Raw genomic sequence first — 16,424 nt, 5'->3', positions numbered from 1 at the left:
ACAAGACAAGCCCGGCCGCATGCGGCGGGGCTTGAGGGGACGGAGCTAGGCTCCCGGGATGCGCGCGCACTCCTCCCCCTCACCCCGCGATGGGGTGATGCCGGGTCTGGAGACGATCAGAGTATCGAGTTCGCGCATTTGTCTATTTTACCTGTTTTTCCCATCGCTTGCCGCAATGTGGGTAACTCGGCAAAACCCATGGATCTGTGGATAAGTTGACACTTGGTTAACGAGTGTTGCGGTGACGTTCGCCTTAAAACTCTCCACACAATACTCAATCAGCATGGCGCGGCCGCTCTCGCGGCTCGTTCTTAACAATACCTATCACAGGAGAAATGCCATGCCCACCCTGTCATCCTGGCGCCGCGCCTGCCTGAGCCTGGCGCTCGCCGCCGCCGCGCTGCAAAGCCACGCCGCCCCGTCGCCGCTGCTGGACGCCAGCCACCCTGTCGACTGGTGGTTCGCCTTCAAATTCAACGCCTATTCCTTCCCAGGCTGCGGCGGCGCCGCGCCGGTCAACCGCTGCCAGTTCGGCGGCGCGCCGCAGGGCTATACCAGCGCCGGCAGCTACAGCCAGCAGTACATCTACGCCAGCAGCAGCCAGCCCAGCCTCGCCCAGGGCAACGGCTGCGTCGGCGACACTCCGGCCGATCCGGTAGGCGCCACCTTCGGCCAGATCTACAACGGCGCGCTGAACTACGTGGTGTGGAACGACCAGTTCTACGACGATCCCGCCATCGCCAGTTGCTCCGGCAACGCCTGCCTGGCGCCCTGGGGCCACTCCAAGGGGGTGCTGGCCTGGGACGCGCAGGGCAACGGCGTGGTGATGCAGGTCAGCACGCCGTCGTGGCCGGCCTCCGGCAATGCCCAGTTTCCGCGCACCAGCGACGGCAACACCCTGGGTTGCGTGGCCGACAACGACGTGGAAGTCAGCCAGCACTTCTTCTCGCTGAAGCTGAGCCGCGCCGACGTGCTGGCGGTGCTGCAAGGGTTGGCCAACGCCAGCGTGGTCACCGATCCGGGCAACCCGCAGATCGTCAGGAACGGCGGCCCGGCCGACATCCAGAACGCGGTGAGCCAGCTGGGGCAGAAGTCTGACAGCGCGACGCCGCAAGTCAGCAAGCTGTCCAGCGGCGTCACGCTGATTTCCAAGCCGTCGGCCTTGCAAGTGCCGCCGTGGCAGCTGGTTTCGGCAGAGCTGGGAGGGATCGGCCTGCGCGCCGCCACCTGGTGGGAAAGCGGCAAGAGCACCGCCATCCCGAGCACCGCCAAGCCAGGCAAGCCGGCCTGCTGGGACAGCCGCCTGCCGACCCCGGGTCCGGTGGCCATCGCCACCTCCGGCAGCTGGCAGGGCCAGACCTTCTCGCTGAAGGGCGGCCCCGGCAAAAACTACAACCATGCCAAGATCGGCGTCAGCACCAGCGGCGGCGCGTCCTACGCGATCTTCGGCGACATGAACCAGGAAGGCGCGCTATCCGGCGACTGCGCCAGCTCCCAGAACGGCCGCGGCGGCCTGTTCTTCGCGCTGCCCAACGCCGCGCTGGCTCAGTCCATCGCCAAGCTGATCGGCGGCTCCACCGCCGCCGCCGCGCGCTAAGCCGCGTCCGCCGGGGCCTCGCGGGCCCCGGCCTGGAAAGCAGGCTGCTCGGCGCCTTGCCGGGCAGTCCGCTTCGCCTCTCCGACGAAAAATCGACAATTGTCATTGCCATTTGCGCAATGATTTGCCATTTTCATCATGAACACCCGCTCGCCGTTTTCCGCCTTCCCATCCCGCCGGCCGCGCCGGCATGCTTCCAAGGAGCGTTGATGAAACTCAAATCCTTGCTGTGCCTGGCCGCCGCGCTGCCGCTGGCGGCCTGGGCCGCCGATCCGCTGCCCGCCTTCCATGGCGACGCCAAGCAGTCGTCGGTTTCCGGCCTGTCGTCCGGCGCCTTCATGGCGGCGCAGTACCAGGTCGCCTATTCCGCGTCGGTGGTCGGCGCCGGCGTGGTGGCCGGCGGCCCCTACTATTGCGCCCAGGGCTCGCTGCCCGGCACTGTGGCCTGCATGGCCGGCCCGCCGCCCCAGCCGGCTCAGCTGCTGGCCAGCGCCAAGCAGTTCGCCGCCGCCGGCCGCATTGATCCGCTGGCCGATCTGGCCAAGCGCCGGGTGTACCTGTTCAGCGGCACCCAGGACAACACGGTCCGCACCCCGGTGGTGGACGCCGCCGCATCCTTCTTCCAACTGGCGGGCGTGCCGGCGGCGCAGATCGCCTACCAGAAGCAGCTGCCGGCCGGCCACGCCCAGATCACCCCGGCCTACGGCAACGACTGCGGCGCCACCGCTTCTCCCTACATCAACCATTGCAGCTGGCAGGGCCAGGGCTACGACCAGGCCGGCCTGATCCTGCAACACATCTACGGCGCGCTGCAGGCCAAAGCCTCGGCGCTGACCGGCCGCATCGTCCGCTTCAACCAGAAGCCTTACGCCGCCGCCGGCAGCAGCCTGGCGGACGAGGGCTTCGTTTACGTGCCGCGCGCCTGCGCCGAAGGCGAAGCCTGCAAGGTGCACATCGCGCTGCACGGCTGCCAGCAGTACGCCGGCAAAGCGGGCGACGCCTTCTACGCCCATGCCGGCTACAACAACTGGGCCGACAGCAACCGCATCCTGGTGCTGTATCCGCAGACCACCACCTCGGCGGCCAATCCCCAGGGCTGCTGGGACTGGTTCGGCTATACCGGCCCGGCCTACGCCTGGAAGAGCGGGCTGCAGATGCGGGCGCTGAAGGCGATGGCCGACCGCCTGGTTTCGGCGCCCTGAGGCGAAGCGGAAACGACGATGCCCCGCCAAGGCGGGGCATCGGGCGGCCGAAACCGGCTGGCGCTTACGCGGCGGCGCGGCGCGCCTTGACCGCGTCGGCCAGCTGGCGCAGCAGCTTCTCGGTATCGTCCCAGCCCAGACAGCCGTCGGTGATGCTCTGGCCGTACTTCAGCTCGCAGCCCGGCTTCTGGTCCTGGCGGCCCTCCACCAGATGGCTCTCCACCATCACGCCGAAGATGCCGCGCTCGCCGCCGGCGATCTGGCCGGCGACATCGGCGCTGACCTCCATCTGGCGGCGATAGTCCTTGCGGCTGTTGGCGTGGCTGAAGTCCACCATCAGCTTCTGCGGCAGGCCTACGGCCGCCAGCTCGGCGGCGGCGGCGCGCACGTGCTCGGCCGAGTAGTTGGGCTCCTTGCCGCCGCGCAGGATCACGTGGCAGTCCGGGTTGCCGCCGGTGGAGACGATGGCGGAATGGCCGGTCTTGGTCACCGACAGGAAATGGTGCGGCACGCTGGACGAGCGGATCGCGTCGACGGCGATCTTCAGGTTGCCGTCGGTGCCGTTCTTGAAGCCCACCGGGCAGGACAGGCCGGAGGCCAGCTCGCGGTGCACCTGGCTTTCGGTGGTGCGGGCGCCGATCGCGCCCCAGCTGATCAGGTCGGCGAAGTACTGCGGCGTGATCATGTCCAGGAATTCGGTGGCGGCAGGCATGCCCAGGCTGTTCAACGTCAGCAGCAGGCGGCGCGCGATGCGCAGGCCGGCGTTGATGTCGTAGGACTCGTTCAGGTGCGGGTCATTGATCAGGCCCTTCCAGCCGACGGTGGTGCGCGGCTTCTCGAAATAGACCCGCATCACCACCACCAGCTCGTCCGCCAGCGCGGCGCGCAGCGGCGCCAGCTTCTGCGCGTACTCGACCGCGGCGTCGACGTCGTGGATGGAACAGGGGCCGATCACCACCAGCAGCCGGTCGTCCTCGCCGCGCAGCAGGGCCGAGATCTCGCGACGGGTGTTGTAGATCAGCTCGGACGCCGATTCGCTGATCGGCAGTTCGTACAGGTGGGCGATCGGAGGAAGCAGTTCCTTGATTTCACGGATTCTGACGTCGTCGGTCTGGCGTTGCATGCGGTAGTCCCTTGTGGCTATGTCGTTTTCTGCATAGCAGCAAGATAACCGGATTTGTCCGCGGGTGACAACCGCCAGACAAAAAGCGCCACGGCCTTGCGGCGGTGGCGCTTGATGTCGGGAAGAGGCGACGCTTAGTCGGCGTACTGGCGCTTCATCCGTTCGCGGCGCTCCTGCGCCTCGACCGACAGCGTGGCGGTCGGACGGGCCATCAGCCGCTTCAGGCCGATGGGTTCGCCGGTGTCTTCGCAGAAGCCGTAGGAGCCGTCATCGATCTGGCGGATGGACGCCTGGATCTTTTGCAGCAGCTTGCGCTCGCGGTCGCGGGTGCGCAGCTCCAGCGCGTACTCTTCTTCCAGAGTGGCGCGGTCGGCCGGATCAGGCGTGGCTTCCTGTTCCTGCAGGTGGTTGGCAGTGGCGTTGGCGTTTACCAGCAACTCCTGCTGCATTTGCAACAACCGTTCCTTGAAAAACTCAAGGTGGTCGGCGTTCATGTAATCATCGCCTTCCCAGTTGAGGATATCCTGTTCGGTCAGCTTGGCCATGTTTGGTGCTTCCAGCAGAGTTGGCAACAGGCGGAGAAGATTACCGGCGGGCAAATGTTTGCGCAACTGTATTCAGCGCGAAATCCCAATAATCACCGATTGCACTAACATTTTATATAGCCCGTTTCAGTACCGATAACAAGTCCGCCCGAATTGGCAGAAATATAATGGGAATGCCGGTTTCGACCCCTGGCCCCCTTACAAGTTCAAAGGCGGCAAAAGCCGCCTTTGAATTCGGGCAAATCCGTTGCGGACTTGCCTCATTACAGCCGGACACCGGTGTTTATTTCTGGCTCAGCACCCACTTCACCAGCGCCTTCAGATCAGCGTCGGGAATATTCGGATGCGGGGTCATCGGGATCGGCCCCCAGACGCCGGAACCGCCGTTTTTCACCTTGGCGATCAGCTTGGCCTCGGCGCCCTTGTCGCCGGCATATTTCTTGGCCACATCCTTGTACGCGGGGCCGACCAGCTTCTTGTCCACCGTGTGGCAGGCGGTACAGCTATATTTCTGCGCCAGCTGCATGTTCGCCATCGCCGGCGCGGCGGCGGCGCCCAGCAGCAGAGCGGCGAGCAAGGTTTTTTTCATCGTGGTTCTCCCTATCGCGTTTCACGTGGCCGCCCGGACAGGCGGCCATTGTCAAAAGTATGACAAATAACCTGTTTTATCATCCCATGACATTGAGTTGGGTCAAGAACACTGCTTCAAGCCAAGCCACCGGCGCCGCCAGGATCACCCAGACGATCACCGACAGCGCCATCGGCGCCAAGTCCACGCCGCCAACCACCGCGCGGCGGAATGGCCGCAGGAACGGCCGGGTCAGGCTGTCCAGCACCGGCGCCAGCGGATTGTAGGGATTCACCCAGCTGAGCACCGCCTGGACGATCACCGCGCCCAGCAGCAGCTTCAGCGACAGCTGGAACACCGCCAGCACCGACCACAGCGACAGCACCATCCAGGCCTGCGGCAGCGCGAAGATCTCCGGCCGCCACCACAGCAGCACCATCAGCACCCGCGCCAGCATGCACACCAGCCAGGCCAGCAGCAGGGTGGCTGTGTCGTAGCTGCGCACCGACGGCACCAGCTTGCGCGTCGGCAGCACCAGGAAGTTGGTGGCCGCCACCACGAATTGGCACAAGGGGTGCTTGAACGGCGCGTGGGCGACCTGCAGGTAGAAGCGCAGCACCAGCACCAGCGCGAACAGGTCGGTCAGAATCTGGATCAGGGATTGCAAGGTAGAAACGAACATGATGCGGCATCACTCCTGGCTGAGTTCGCGGCCCATCTCGATCGAGCGGTCGCGGCAATCCATCGCGCCGGCGACGATGGCCGCCTTGACGCCTTCGGCTTCGAAGCGCGCGATCGCGCGCTCGGTGGTGCCGCCCTTGGACATCACGTTCCGGCGCAGCTCGGCCACCGGCAGCGGGCTCTGCCGCGCCAGCTCCACCGCGCCGTCGAACGTCGCCAGCGCCAGCTCGCGCGCCTGGACTTCGCTGAAGCCGGCTTTCACGCCAGCCTCTATCATGCTTTCTATGAAGTAGAACACGTAGGCCGGGCCACTGCCGGACACGCAGGTGATGTCGTCGATGCCGGCCTCGTCGGCCAGCCACACGGTCAGGCCGGCGGCGCGCATCACGGTCTCGGCCGCCTCGCGGTCGGCGGCGGACACCGCGGCGTCCGCGTACAAGCCGGACACGCCCTTGCCGACCATGGCCGGAGTATTGGGCATCACCCGCACGATGCGGCGACTGCCCAGCCAACGCGCCAGCGCATCCAGGCGGATGCCGGCGGCGATCGACACCGTCAGCGCGCCGTTAAGCACAGGCGCCAGCGCCAGGCACAGCTCGCGCAGCTGCTGCGGCTTCACCGCCAGCACCACCACGTCGTCGGCGGAAAAGCGCTCGGGCAGCGCCTGGCCGCCGCTGACGCCGAAGTCGGCCGCCAGCTGGTCCAGCTTGTCCTGCTGATGTTCGACCACGTGGATGCGGTGGCCGCCCTGGCGGGCCAGCCCGCCGATGATGGCGCCGGCCATATTGCCGCCGCCGATGAATGTGATCCGCATAGCGTCCCCTTGTGTATGCGTCGGCTCCGGCGCGCGCCGGAAACCGGGATGTTCAATGTTGGTAGTCGCGCTGGCCGAAGATGGCCGAGCCCACCCGCACCAGCGTGGCGCCTTCGGCCACCGCCGCCTCCAGGTCGGCCGACATGCCCATCGACAATGTGTCGAGCGCCAGCCCCTCGGCGTTCAGCTGCTGCAGCAGGCCGCGCAGCCTGGCGAACTGCGCCGCCAGCCGGGCGGCGTCCTGCGTCGGTTCCGGAATGCACATCAGGCCGCGCAGGCGCAGCCCGGGCAGCGCCGCCGCCGCGCGCGCCAGCGCCGCGGCCTCCTCGGGTGCGCAGCCGCTCTTGCTGTCCTCGCCGGACACGTTGACCTGCACGCAGACGTTCAGCGGCGGCAAAACGTCCGGGCGCTGCGCCGACAGCCGCTCGGCGATCTTCAGCCGGTCGATCGAGTGCGCCCAGTGCGCGCGCTCGGCGACGACGCGGGTCTTGTTCGACTGCAGAGGCCCGATGAAGTGCCATTCTATATCCAGGCCGGCCAGCGCCTCGCACTTCTGTTGCAACTCCTGCACATAGTTCTCGCCGAAGGCGCGCTGGCCGCAATCATAGGCGGCGCGCAAGTCATCGGCGGGAAAGGTCTTGCTGACCGCCAGCAGCGCCGCGGCGCCCGGCTCGCGGCCGGCGGCGGCGCAAGCCGCGTCCAGCCGCAGCCGCACCTGCTGCAGTCGGGAAGAAAGGGAATCGGTCATGTCGTTTTCATTTCCGTGAAGCGCCCGGCGTGGACGCGGCGGGGATATCCGGCCGCCCGGCAAGCGCATACAATGGATTGCGTATCCGGCCATGCCAACGGGAAACCGGCGGGCGACTATGCATAGTGGAGAATTATATGGAAATTTCCGAGCTCCTGGCTTTTACCGTCAAGAACAAGGCTTCCGACCTGCACCTGTCGGCCGGCCTGCCGCCGATGATACGGGTCAACGGCGACATCCGCCGGATCAACCTGCCGCCGCTGGACCACCATGACGTGCACGACATGGTGTACGACATCATGAACGACTACCAGCGCAAGACCTTCGAAGACACCTACGAGTGCGACTTCTCGTTCGAGCTGCCCGGCATCGCCCGCTTCCGCGTCAACGCCTTCATCCAGAACCGCGGCATGGCCTCGGTGTTCCGGGTGATTCCCAGCAAGGTGCTGACGCTGGAGCAGCTGTCCGCGCCGCGCATCTTCCAGGACATCGCCAACTACCCGCGCGGCCTGGTGCTGGTGACCGGCCCCACCGGCTCCGGCAAGTCGACCACGCTGGCGGCGATGATCGACTATGTCAACGAAAACGCCTTCTCGCACATTCTTACCGTGGAGGACCCGATCGAGTTCGTCCACGAAAGCAAGAAGAGCCTGATCAACCAGCGCGAGCTGGGCCTGCAGACCCACAGCTTCGCCAATGCGCTGAAAAGCGCGCTGCGCGAAGACCCGGACGTGATCCTGGTCGGCGAATTGCGCGATCTGGAGACGATACGGCTGGCGCTGACCGCCGCCGAAACCGGCCATCTGGTGTTCGGCACGCTGCACACCAGCAGCGCGGCCAAGACCATAGACCGGATCGTCGACGTGTTCCCCGCCGGCGAAAAGGAAATGGTGCGCTCGATGCTGTCGGAATCGGTGCGGGCGGTGATCGCCCAAACGCTGCTGAAGACCAAGGACGGCTCGAGCCGGGTGGCCGCGCACGAGATCATGATAGGCACGCCGGCCATCCGCAACCTGATCCGGGAGAACAAGATCGCCCAGATCAACTCGATGATACAGACCGGCCAGCAGCACGGCATGCAGACGCTGGACCAGTGCCTGGCCGACCTGACCCGGCGCAATATGGTGTCGCCGAACGAGGCGCGGGCCAAGGCCAGCAACAAGGACGCGTTCTGAGTCCCGCCGCCGCGGAGGAAGGCCGCGAGCGCCCGCCGCGACGATAGCGGGCTAGACTGTATCAGCAGCTCACGCAGGAAACGCCGCCATGGAAAAAGACCAGGCCTCCAAATTCATCCAAGACCTGCTCAAGCACGCGACAGGCAAGAACGCCTCCGACATCTTCATCTCCGCCGACTTTCCGCCGGCGATGAAGATAGACGGCAAGATCACCCCGGTGGCGCCGCAGGCGCTGACCGCCCAGCAAAGTAAGGAGCTGGTGCGCGCGGTGATGAACGACCGCCAGACAGAAGAGTTCGAGGCCAAGAAGGAAGCCAATTTCGCGATCAACCCGCCCGGCGTCGGCCGCTTCCGCGTCAGCGCCTTCGTCCAGCAGGGCATGGCGGGCATGGTGCTGCGCAAGATCAACACCGACATCCCCACCTTCGACCAGCTGACCCTGCCCGAGGTGTTGAAGGACATCGCGCTGATCAAGCGCGGGCTGGTGATCTTCGTCGGCGGCACCGGCTCGGGCAAATCCACGTCGCTGGCCGCGCTGGTGGATTGGCGCAACACCCATAACCAGGACCACATCATCACGATCGAAGACCCGATCGAGTATGTGCACACCCACAAGAAATCCATCGTCACCCAGCGCGAGATCGGCGTGGACACCGAGAGCTGGGAAATCGCGCTGAAGAACACGCTGCGCCAGGCGCCGGACGTGATCCTGATGGGCGAGATCCGCGATCGGGAAACCATGGCCTACGGCCTGCAGTTCGCCGAGACCGGCCACCTGTGCCTGGCGACGCTGCACGCCAACAACGCCAACCAGGCGCTGGACCGCATCCTCAACTTCTTCCCCGAGGAACGCCACCAGCAAGTGCTGATGGACCTGTCGCTGAACATGCGCTCCATCATTTCGCAGCGGCTGGTGCCGCACAAATCCGGCAGCGGCCGGGTGGCGGCGGTGGAGATCCTGCTCAACAGCCCGCTGGTGTCGGACATGGTGTTCAAGGGCGAGATCGCCGGGCTGAAAGAGGTGATGGGGCGCTCGCGCGAGGCCGGCATGCAAACCTTCGACCAGTCGCTGTTCGAGCTGTTCGAGGCCGAGCTGATCACCTACGAGGATGCGCTGCGCAACGCCGACTCGATCAACGACCTGCGCCTGAGAATCAAGCTGTACAGCGAAAGCGCGCGCAACCGCGACCCGCTGGAAGGCATAGACCACCTGGATATCGTCTGAGACCGGCCCCGCGCCGGCACCCGCCATGCAATTCGACGCCAACACCACCGTACTGATCATCGAAGACTCCCACACCGTGCGCCAGGGGCTGCGCACCATGCTGTCCATGGCCGGCATCACCCGCTCCGAAGCCGTCAGCAACGCCAGCGAGGCCCGCAACCGGCTGCGCGGCAAGCACTACGAAGTGGTGCTGTGCGACTACAATCTGGGCGAGGGCATGGACGGCCAGGAATTGCTGGAAGCGATGCGCAAGGGCGGCAACCTGCCGCTGTCCACCATCTGGATCATGATCACCGGCGAGCGCCATTACGAACGGGTGGTGGCCGCCGCCGAGATGGCTCCCGACGACTACATCCTCAAACCGTTCGCCTCCCAGCTGCTGCTGGACCGGATGAACCTGGCCGGCCAGCGCAAGACCTTCCTCGCGCCGGCGCACAAGCTGCTGGCCCAGGGCAAGGTGGAGCAATCGATACAGGTGCTGCTGCAACTGGCGCGCGAGACGCAGAACGCGCAGTACCGGCTGGACGCCAAGCGCCTGGCCGCCGAGCTGCTGGTCAACGAGGGCCGCCAGGGCGAGGCGCTGACCATCTACCAGGAGCTGCTGACCCAGCGCGTGATCCCCTGGGCCAAGATGGGCGTCGCCCGCATCGTCGCCGAGCAGGGCGAAAGCCAGGAATCCAACGCGCTGCTGCGCGAGATCATCGCCGACGCGCCGCGCTACACCGACGCCTACGACCTCTTGGCGCAGAACCTGATCGACGACGGCCAGTACCAGACCGCCGCCGTGGTGCTGGAAAAGGCGGTGGCGATCTCGCCGCGCAACTTCAACCGGCTGAAGAGCTGCGGCACCGCGCTGCTGCGCTGCGGCGACCCGTCCAAGGCCGCCGACTACCTGCAGCGGGCGGTGGAAATCGGCCGCAACAACAATTTCTTCGGCCCCGACGTGCTGGTGGACCTGCTGCAGGCCTACAGCGAGAGCGGCCAGACCCAGCAGCTGGACCGGCTGCAGGCGGAGATCGCCGGCCGCATCGACGAGCTGCCCGGCGGCAAGCTGACGATGGCCGTGTGCCGCGCGCTGACCGCGCTGGCCCAGCAGCGGCCCAGCGACGCGCTGGCCCAGCTGCAGGGCGTGGCCGGCGAGCTGCGCGCCCGCGAAACCGACTTCTCCTCCGCCCAGCGCTTCCTGTCCGCCGCGGTGCGGCTGCCGGCCGAGCTGAGCAACGAGCTGCCGCAGCAATGGGGCCACGGCATCGCGCTGCGCTTCGCCGACGGCCGCCACGAACTGGGCACGCTGCTGGAAATCTCCCACAAACACGAAGCCGGCCACGCCGCCATCGAAAACGCCTACGAAACGCTGCAGCAGGAGAGCAACAAGGCGGTGGAGCTGGCCGGCAACGGCAAGCTGGAAGAAGCCGCCACGATGCTGTACCAGCTATCGCAGGAAACGCTGAACGAACGCATCAGCATGAACGCCTGCGCGCTATTGCTGCGCAACTGCGAAAACCGCCACAAGGCGAACCGCGACTTCGCCGAAGCGCAGCGCCAGGTGCAGCGGCTGATCGATTGGCTGCCGGAAGACAACGAGCGCGTGCGCGGCTTCCTGCGCCGGCTGCACGCGCTGAACCCCGACTGCGAATAAACCCGCCCGGCAACCCTTCCGCCGGCGCGCCGGCCAACGCGAGAGGCGATATGGCATTCGACGAAAACACCACGGTGCTGATCGTGGACGACGCCCACAGCATGTCCCAGGGCATACGCGCCATCCTGGCCATGGGCGGCGTCACCCAGTCGGAAACCGCCAGCCACGCCGGCGAGGCGCAGAACCGGCTGCGCGGCCGCCGCTACGACGTGGTGCTGTGCGACTACAACCTGGGCCTGGGCATGAACGGCCAGGAGCTGCTGGAGGCGACCCGGCGCTCCGGCGCGCTGCCGCTGTCCACGCTGTGGGTGATGATCACCGGCGAGCGCAACTACGGCCAGGTGGCCAGCGCCGCCGAGCTGGTCCCCGACGACTACATCCTTAAACCCTTCACCACCCAGCAGCTGCTGGATCGGCTGGAGGCGGCCGCCCGGCGCAAGGCCTTCCTCTCCCCGGCGCACCGGCTGCTGGACAAGGGCAAGACCGAGCAGGCGATCCAGACCCTGGGCGGGCTGATCGCCGAGGCCGACAGCCGCCAGCGGCGGCTGGACGCGCAGCGGCTGTGCGGCGAGCTGCTGGCGCGCGAAGGGCTGCACGAGGCGGCGCTGCGGCTCTACCGCGAGGTGTTGTCCAAGGATGAGCTGCCCTGGGCCAAGATGGGCGTCGCCCGCATCCTGTCCGAGCAGGGCGACGGCGGCGGCGCCAATACGCTGCTGGACCAGGTGATCGCCGAAGCCCCGCGCTACACCGAGGCCTACGACCTCTTGGCGCAGAACCTGACCGACGACGGCAAGTATTCGGACGCCGCCGGCGCGCTGGAAAAGGCGGTGGCGATCTCGCCGCGCAACTTCAACCGGCTGCACCACTACGGCACCTCGCTGCTGCGCAGCGGCGACGCTACGCGGGCGGTAGAGCCGCTGCAGCGCGCGGTGGACATCGGCCGCGGCAACAGCTTCTTCGGCCCGGAGGCGATGGTGGACCTGCTGCAGGCGCGCTGCGAAAGCGGCCAGACCCAACAGCTGGACCGGCTGCAGCACGACATCGCCGCGCGCCAGGGCGAGCTGCCCGGCGGCCCGCTGACGATGGCGGTGTGCCGCGCGCTGACCGCGCTGGCCCAGCAGCGACCGCAACAGGCCGAAACCCACCTGGCCGAAGCCGCGGAATGGATAAGCGCGCCGGAAACCGATTTCGGCAGCGCGCTGCGTTTCCTGTCGGCGGCGGCCAAGCTGCCCGACGGGCACGGCGCCGAAAGCGCGCCGGACTGGGCGCGATCCATCGCGCTGCGCTTCGCCGACAGCCGCCACGAGCTGGGCAGCCTGCTGGAAGTGGCCGCGCCGCGGCCGGCTTGCGGCGACGCCGCGCGCGCCGCCTACGCCGAGCTGCAGGACAAGAGCCGCGCCGCGCTGGAGCAGGCCAACCAGGGCAAGCTGGAAACCGCCGCCGCGATGCTGCACGGCGAGGCGATGCGGACGCTGAACTGCCGGCTGGGCCTGTACGGCTGCGCGATGCTGCTGCGCATCGCCGAAAACCGGCAGGAGGCCGGCCAGGACTACGCCGGCGAGATGCAGAGCCTGCGCGAGCTGCTGCACTGGCTGCCGCACGACAACGAACGGGTGCGCGGCTTCGTCAAGCGCCGCCAGGCGCTGATCCGCCACGAGGATTGAGGCCGGCATGCGCGCCTTCCTGGCCTGCCTGCCGCCGCCGGAATGCCTGGCCAAGTTGCAGGCATGGCAGGAAAGCTTGCGGCGACAGGCCGGCGGCCGCGCGCTTGCCCCGGCCCAGCTGCATCTGACCTTGGTTTTCCTGGGAGAACTGACGCCGCTGCGGCTGCAACAAGCCGCCGACTGCGCCGAACGGGCGGCGGCCAATCTGCCGCCCGCCATCGTTCTGGACGGCTGCGGCAGCTGGCGCGATGTGGGCTGGTGCGGACCGGCCCATCCGCCGCCGGCGCTGCGCGCGTGGGTGGAGCGACTGAAAACGGAGCTGCGCGCGGCGGGTTTGGCCATCGAGACGCAAGCCTACCGCCCGCACCTGACCTTGCTGCGCCGCCTGGCGCGGCCGCTGCCGGAACAGGCGCTGCCGCCGTTGGCGCTGCCCTTGGAGGAAGTGGCGCTGCTGGCGTCCGAACCGCTCGCCGACGGAGCCCGCCATTACCGGCTGGACGGCTGGCGCCGCCAGCCCGGGCCAGTTGACGCGCCCTAGTTCTTGTCGCTGAACAATCCGCCCAGCAGCGAGCCCTGTTCTTTCGATTCCCCGCCGGCGCGCGGCGCGGCGGCGACGATGCGGTCAGCCAGCCGCGACAGCGGCAGCGATTGCAGCCACACCCGCCCCGGGCCGGTCAGCTTGGCGAAGAACAGCCCCTCGCCGCCGAACAGCGCGCTCTTCAGCTTGCCGACATATTCGATGTCGAAATCGACGCTGGGCTGGTAGGCCACCACGCAGCCGGTATCCGCCCGCACCGTCTCGCCCGGCTGCAGCTGCAGCTCGGTCAGCGCGCCGCCGGCATGGAGGAACACGTAGCCGTCGCCCTCCAGCTTCTGCATGATGAAGCCCTCGCCGCCGAACAGGCCGGTGCCGATGCGCTTCTGCCAGGCCAGGCCCAGGCTGACGCCCTTGGCGCCGGCGAGAAAGCTGTCCTTCTGCGCGTACAGCACGCCGCCCAGCTCCAGCAAATGCACCGGCACGATCTTGCCCGGCGTGGCGGCGGCGAAGGCCACCTTGCGCCGGCCGTGCGACTGGTTGGCGAACACCGTGGTGAACACCGACTCGCCGGTCAGCAGCCGCTTGCCGGCGCCCAGCAGCGAACCCAGCACGCCGCCGTCGCGGCCGGAGCCGTCGCCGAACACGGTGTCCATCGCGATGCCGTCCTGCATGTAGTACAGCGCCCCGGCCTCGCCGACCGCGGCCTCGCCCGGGTCCAGATCCACCTCGACGTACTGCATGTCGTCGCCGAACACCTGGTAGTCGATCACGTCCATCGTCATGCCCAACCCCCTTCGCGATCTCCGATCAAGCTTGGCCGGCCGGATCGTCCCAGCGCGCCGCCGCCGCCTCGTCGCTGGCCTTGGCATCCACCCAGTGGCGGCTGCCGTCGGCCAGGATTTCGCATTTCCAGAACGGCGCCTGCCGCTTCAGATAGTCCATCAGGAAGGAAGCGGCCTCGAAGGCGTCGCGGCGATGGCCGCTGGCCGCCACCACCAGCACGATGTCGTCGCCCAGCGCCAGCCGGCCGACGCGGTGGATCAGCGTCACCCCCTTCAGCGACCAGCGCTTGCGCGCCTCGCAGACGATGTCGGCCAGCGCCTTCTCGGTCATGCCCGGATAATGCTCGAGCTCCAGCGCCACCACATCCTGGCGGTCGCCGTAGTCGCGCACCAGGCCGGTGAAGCTGACCACCGCGCCGCAGGCCGGATTGGCCGACCAGCGCCTCACCTCGGCGCCGACATCGAAGTCCTCGGCCTGCACCCGGATATGGTTGACGGTCATCTCAGCCCCCGGTCACCGGCGGAAACACCGCCACTTCGTCGCCATCGGCCAGCGGCGTGTCCGGCCTCGCCATCTCCTGGTTCACCGCCACCCGGAACACCTTGTCCGCCGCCAGCTCCAGCGCCCATACCTGGCCGCGCTGGCGCAGCTCGGCCAGCAGCTCGGCCACGTTGGCCGCCTCGCTGTCCAGCTGCTCGCTCTCCACGCCCAGCGTCTCGCGCAGCCGGGCGAAATACAGCAGGCTCAATTTCATGGGTCCCTCCTGATTCTTGATCCGAATACCGGCAGTGTATGCAAACCGCCGGGCCGGGCCAATGCCGGCGCGCAAACATCGTTCATTGGCAAAAAAAAACCCGCCGCGAGGGCGGGTAGGGCAGTCGGCATGGCAACCGGCGTCGCTCGGATGAGCCTACGCCAGTATGCATGCGGAACCCATTCCTGAAATGACAAATGAATTATTGCTTCCCAGGAAAACCCTTGCAAGCGCTTTTACATCTTGCTTACAAAGCCCGCCCGGCCTCATTCATCGTCATCCGGCGCTCAACGCACGATTTGCGCGAGCTCGCCCTTCAGGTACTTATTGGCCATGGAGTCCAGATTGATGGCCTTGATCTTGCTGGCCTGGCCGGCGGAGCCGAAGGCCTCGTAACGTGCGATACAGATGTCGCGCATCGCTTCGATGGTCTTGGCCAGATATTTGCGCGGATCGAACTCGGCCGGGTTCTTGGCCATGAACTGGCGGATGGCGCCGGTGGACGCCAGGCGCAGGTCGGTGTCGATGTTCACCTTGCGCACGCCGTGCTTGATGCCCTCGACGATCTCCTCGACCGGCACGCCGTAGGTTTCGCCGATGTCGCCGCCGAATTCGTTGATGATCTTCAGCCAGTCCTGCGGCACGCTGGAAGAACCGTGCATCACCAGGTGGGTGTTGGGGATGCGGGCGTGGATTTCCTTGATGCGGTCGATGCGCAGCACGTCGCCGGTGGGCTTCTTGCTGAACTTGTACGCGCCGTGGCTGGTGCCGATGGCGATGGCCAGCGCGTCCACGCCGGTGTCCTTGACGAAGCGGGCTGCTTCTTCCGGATCGGTCAGCAATTGGCTATGGTCGAGCACACCCTCGGCGCCGACGCCATCTTCCTCGCCGGCCATGCCGGTTTCCAGGCTGCCCAGGCAGCCGATCTCGCCTTCCACCGACACGCCGCAAGCGTGGGCGAAGTTGACCACGGTGCGGGTGACGCCGACGTTGTAGTCGTAATCGGCCGGGGTCTTGCCGTCGGACTTCAGCGAGCCGTCCATCATCACCGAGGAGAAGCCCAGCTGGATCGAGCGCTGGCAGACGTCCGGGCTGGTGCCGTGGTCCTGGTGCATCACCACCGGGATGTGCGGGAATTCTTCGATCGCGGCCAGGATCATGTGGCGCAGGAAGGGGGCGCCGGCGTATTTGCGGGCGCCGGCCGAAGCCTGCACGATCACCGGCGCGTCGACTTTGTCGGCCGCTTCCATGATGGCGCGCATCTGTTCCAGGTTGTTGACGTTGAAGGCCGGCAGGCCGTAGCTGTATTCCGCCGCGTGGTCCAGCAGCTGGCGCATGGAAACGAGTGCCATGAGTTTCTCCTTCGGG

At 67.0% G+C, this 16,424-nt stretch carries 17 protein-coding genes; 7 read left to right on the top strand and 10 right to left on the bottom strand.

Translation table 11 applies throughout. The features are described from left to right. Positions 1-340: 340 nt before the first annotated feature. Together BKX93_RS14565 and BKX93_RS14560 are read left to right on the top strand one after the other, a co-directional pair. On the top strand, positions 341-1,597 hold the full coding sequence (locus BKX93_RS14565; RefSeq protein WP_046166949.1) for a deoxyribonuclease II family protein: 1,257 nt from the start codon (positions 341-343) through the stop codon (positions 1,595-1,597). A 209-nt stretch (positions 1,598-1,806) separates the two neighbouring features. Next, positions 1,807-2,799: an extracellular catalytic domain type 2 short-chain-length polyhydroxyalkanoate depolymerase gene (locus tag BKX93_RS14560; protein ID WP_046166950.1), complete on the top strand. Its 993-nt coding sequence runs from the start codon at positions 1,807-1,809 to the stop codon at positions 2,797-2,799. Between the two features lie 64 nt (positions 2,800-2,863). Here the strand turns inward: BKX93_RS14560 and aroG are convergent, their stop codons facing one another. From aroG to BKX93_RS14530, 6 genes are all read right to left on the bottom strand, one after another. Beyond that, entirely contained in the window at positions 2,864-3,922 is a 1,059-nt protein-coding gene (gene aroG / locus BKX93_RS14555) for a 3-deoxy-7-phosphoheptulonate synthase AroG (RefSeq protein WP_021478431.1), read from the bottom strand. Positions 3,923-4,056: 134 nt separating this feature from the next. Beyond that, positions 4,057-4,467 carry an RNA polymerase-binding protein DksA gene (dksA, locus tag BKX93_RS14550; RefSeq protein WP_046156064.1) on the bottom strand — a complete coding sequence of 137 codons (411 nt, stop codon included), beginning with the start codon at positions 4,465-4,467 and terminating at the stop codon, positions 4,057-4,059. Positions 4,468-4,750: 283 nt separating this feature from the next. Then, positions 4,751-5,056: a c-type cytochrome gene (locus tag BKX93_RS14545; protein WP_046156063.1), complete on the bottom strand. Its 306-nt coding sequence runs from the start codon at positions 5,054-5,056 to the stop codon at positions 4,751-4,753. 79 nt (positions 5,057-5,135) lie between these two features. Continuing rightward, complete coding sequence (locus BKX93_RS14540) at positions 5,136-5,717, bottom strand: YggT family protein (protein WP_046156062.1); 582 nt, start codon at positions 5,715-5,717, stop codon at positions 5,136-5,138. Positions 5,718-5,726: 9 nt separating this feature from the next. Next, complete coding sequence (proC, locus tag BKX93_RS14535) at positions 5,727-6,530, bottom strand: pyrroline-5-carboxylate reductase (RefSeq protein WP_046156061.1); 804 nt, start codon at positions 6,528-6,530, stop codon at positions 5,727-5,729. A gap of 52 nt (positions 6,531-6,582) precedes the next feature. Continuing rightward, positions 6,583-7,278, bottom strand: coding sequence for a YggS family pyridoxal phosphate-dependent enzyme (locus BKX93_RS14530; RefSeq protein WP_070980360.1), 696 nt, complete (start codon positions 7,276-7,278; stop codon positions 6,583-6,585). Positions 7,279-7,415: 137 nt separating this feature from the next. On the opposite strand from BKX93_RS14530, the gene BKX93_RS14525 reads away from it, so the two are divergent. From BKX93_RS14525 to thpR, 5 genes are all read left to right on the top strand, one after another. After that, a complete protein-coding gene (locus BKX93_RS14525) occupies positions 7,416-8,453 on the top strand; it encodes a type IV pilus twitching motility protein PilT (protein WP_046156059.1) in 1,038 nt (345 codons plus the stop codon). Positions 8,454-8,541: 88 nt separating this feature from the next. Then, entirely contained in the window at positions 8,542-9,678 is a 1,137-nt protein-coding gene (locus BKX93_RS14520; protein ID WP_046156058.1) for a PilT/PilU family type 4a pilus ATPase, read from the top strand. Between the two features lie 25 nt (positions 9,679-9,703). Continuing rightward, positions 9,704-11,317 (top strand): response regulator, encoded by a 1,614-nt coding sequence (locus BKX93_RS14515; RefSeq protein ID WP_046156057.1) that lies wholly within the window; start codon positions 9,704-9,706, stop codon positions 11,315-11,317. 50 nt (positions 11,318-11,367) lie between these two features. Next, positions 11,368-12,981 carry a response regulator gene (locus tag BKX93_RS14510; protein ID WP_052717381.1) on the top strand — a complete coding sequence of 538 codons (1,614 nt, stop codon included), beginning with the start codon at positions 11,368-11,370 and terminating at the stop codon, positions 12,979-12,981. Positions 12,982-12,988: 7 nt separating this feature from the next. Then, a complete protein-coding gene (gene thpR, locus BKX93_RS14505) occupies positions 12,989-13,519 on the top strand; it encodes an RNA 2',3'-cyclic phosphodiesterase (protein WP_052717382.1) in 531 nt (176 codons plus the stop codon). On the opposite strand, the gene BKX93_RS14500 is transcribed toward thpR, so the two are convergent. From BKX93_RS14500 to fba, 4 genes are all read right to left on the bottom strand, one after another. After that, positions 13,516-14,301: a TIGR00266 family protein gene (locus BKX93_RS14500; RefSeq protein WP_046156056.1), complete on the bottom strand. Its 786-nt coding sequence runs from the start codon at positions 14,299-14,301 to the stop codon at positions 13,516-13,518. The genes thpR and BKX93_RS14500 overlap by 4 nt on opposite strands. Before the next feature lie 25 nt (positions 14,302-14,326). Beyond that, the gene (moaE, locus tag BKX93_RS14495) at positions 14,327-14,803 is read right to left on the bottom strand and encodes a molybdopterin synthase catalytic subunit MoaE (RefSeq protein WP_046156055.1); all 477 of its coding nucleotides are present in this window, start codon (positions 14,801-14,803) and stop codon (positions 14,327-14,329) included. Between the two features lies 1 nt (position 14,804). Continuing rightward, positions 14,805-15,056, bottom strand: a complete 252-nt coding sequence (gene moaD / locus BKX93_RS14490) for a molybdopterin converting factor subunit 1 (RefSeq protein WP_046156054.1) — start codon at positions 15,054-15,056, stop codon at positions 14,805-14,807. Between the two features lie 287 nt (positions 15,057-15,343). Next, positions 15,344-16,408: a class II fructose-bisphosphate aldolase gene (gene fba / locus BKX93_RS14485; protein WP_046156053.1), complete on the bottom strand. Its 1,065-nt coding sequence runs from the start codon at positions 16,406-16,408 to the stop codon at positions 15,344-15,346. Between the last annotated feature and the right edge of the window lie 16 nt (positions 16,409-16,424).

It is taken from the genome of Chromobacterium vaccinii, from assembly GCF_001855275.1.
GTDB classification, from domain to species: Bacteria; Pseudomonadota; Gammaproteobacteria; order Burkholderiales; family Chromobacteriaceae; genus Chromobacterium; species Chromobacterium vaccinii.
This window is presented reverse-complemented; position numbering and strand designations above follow the sequence as displayed.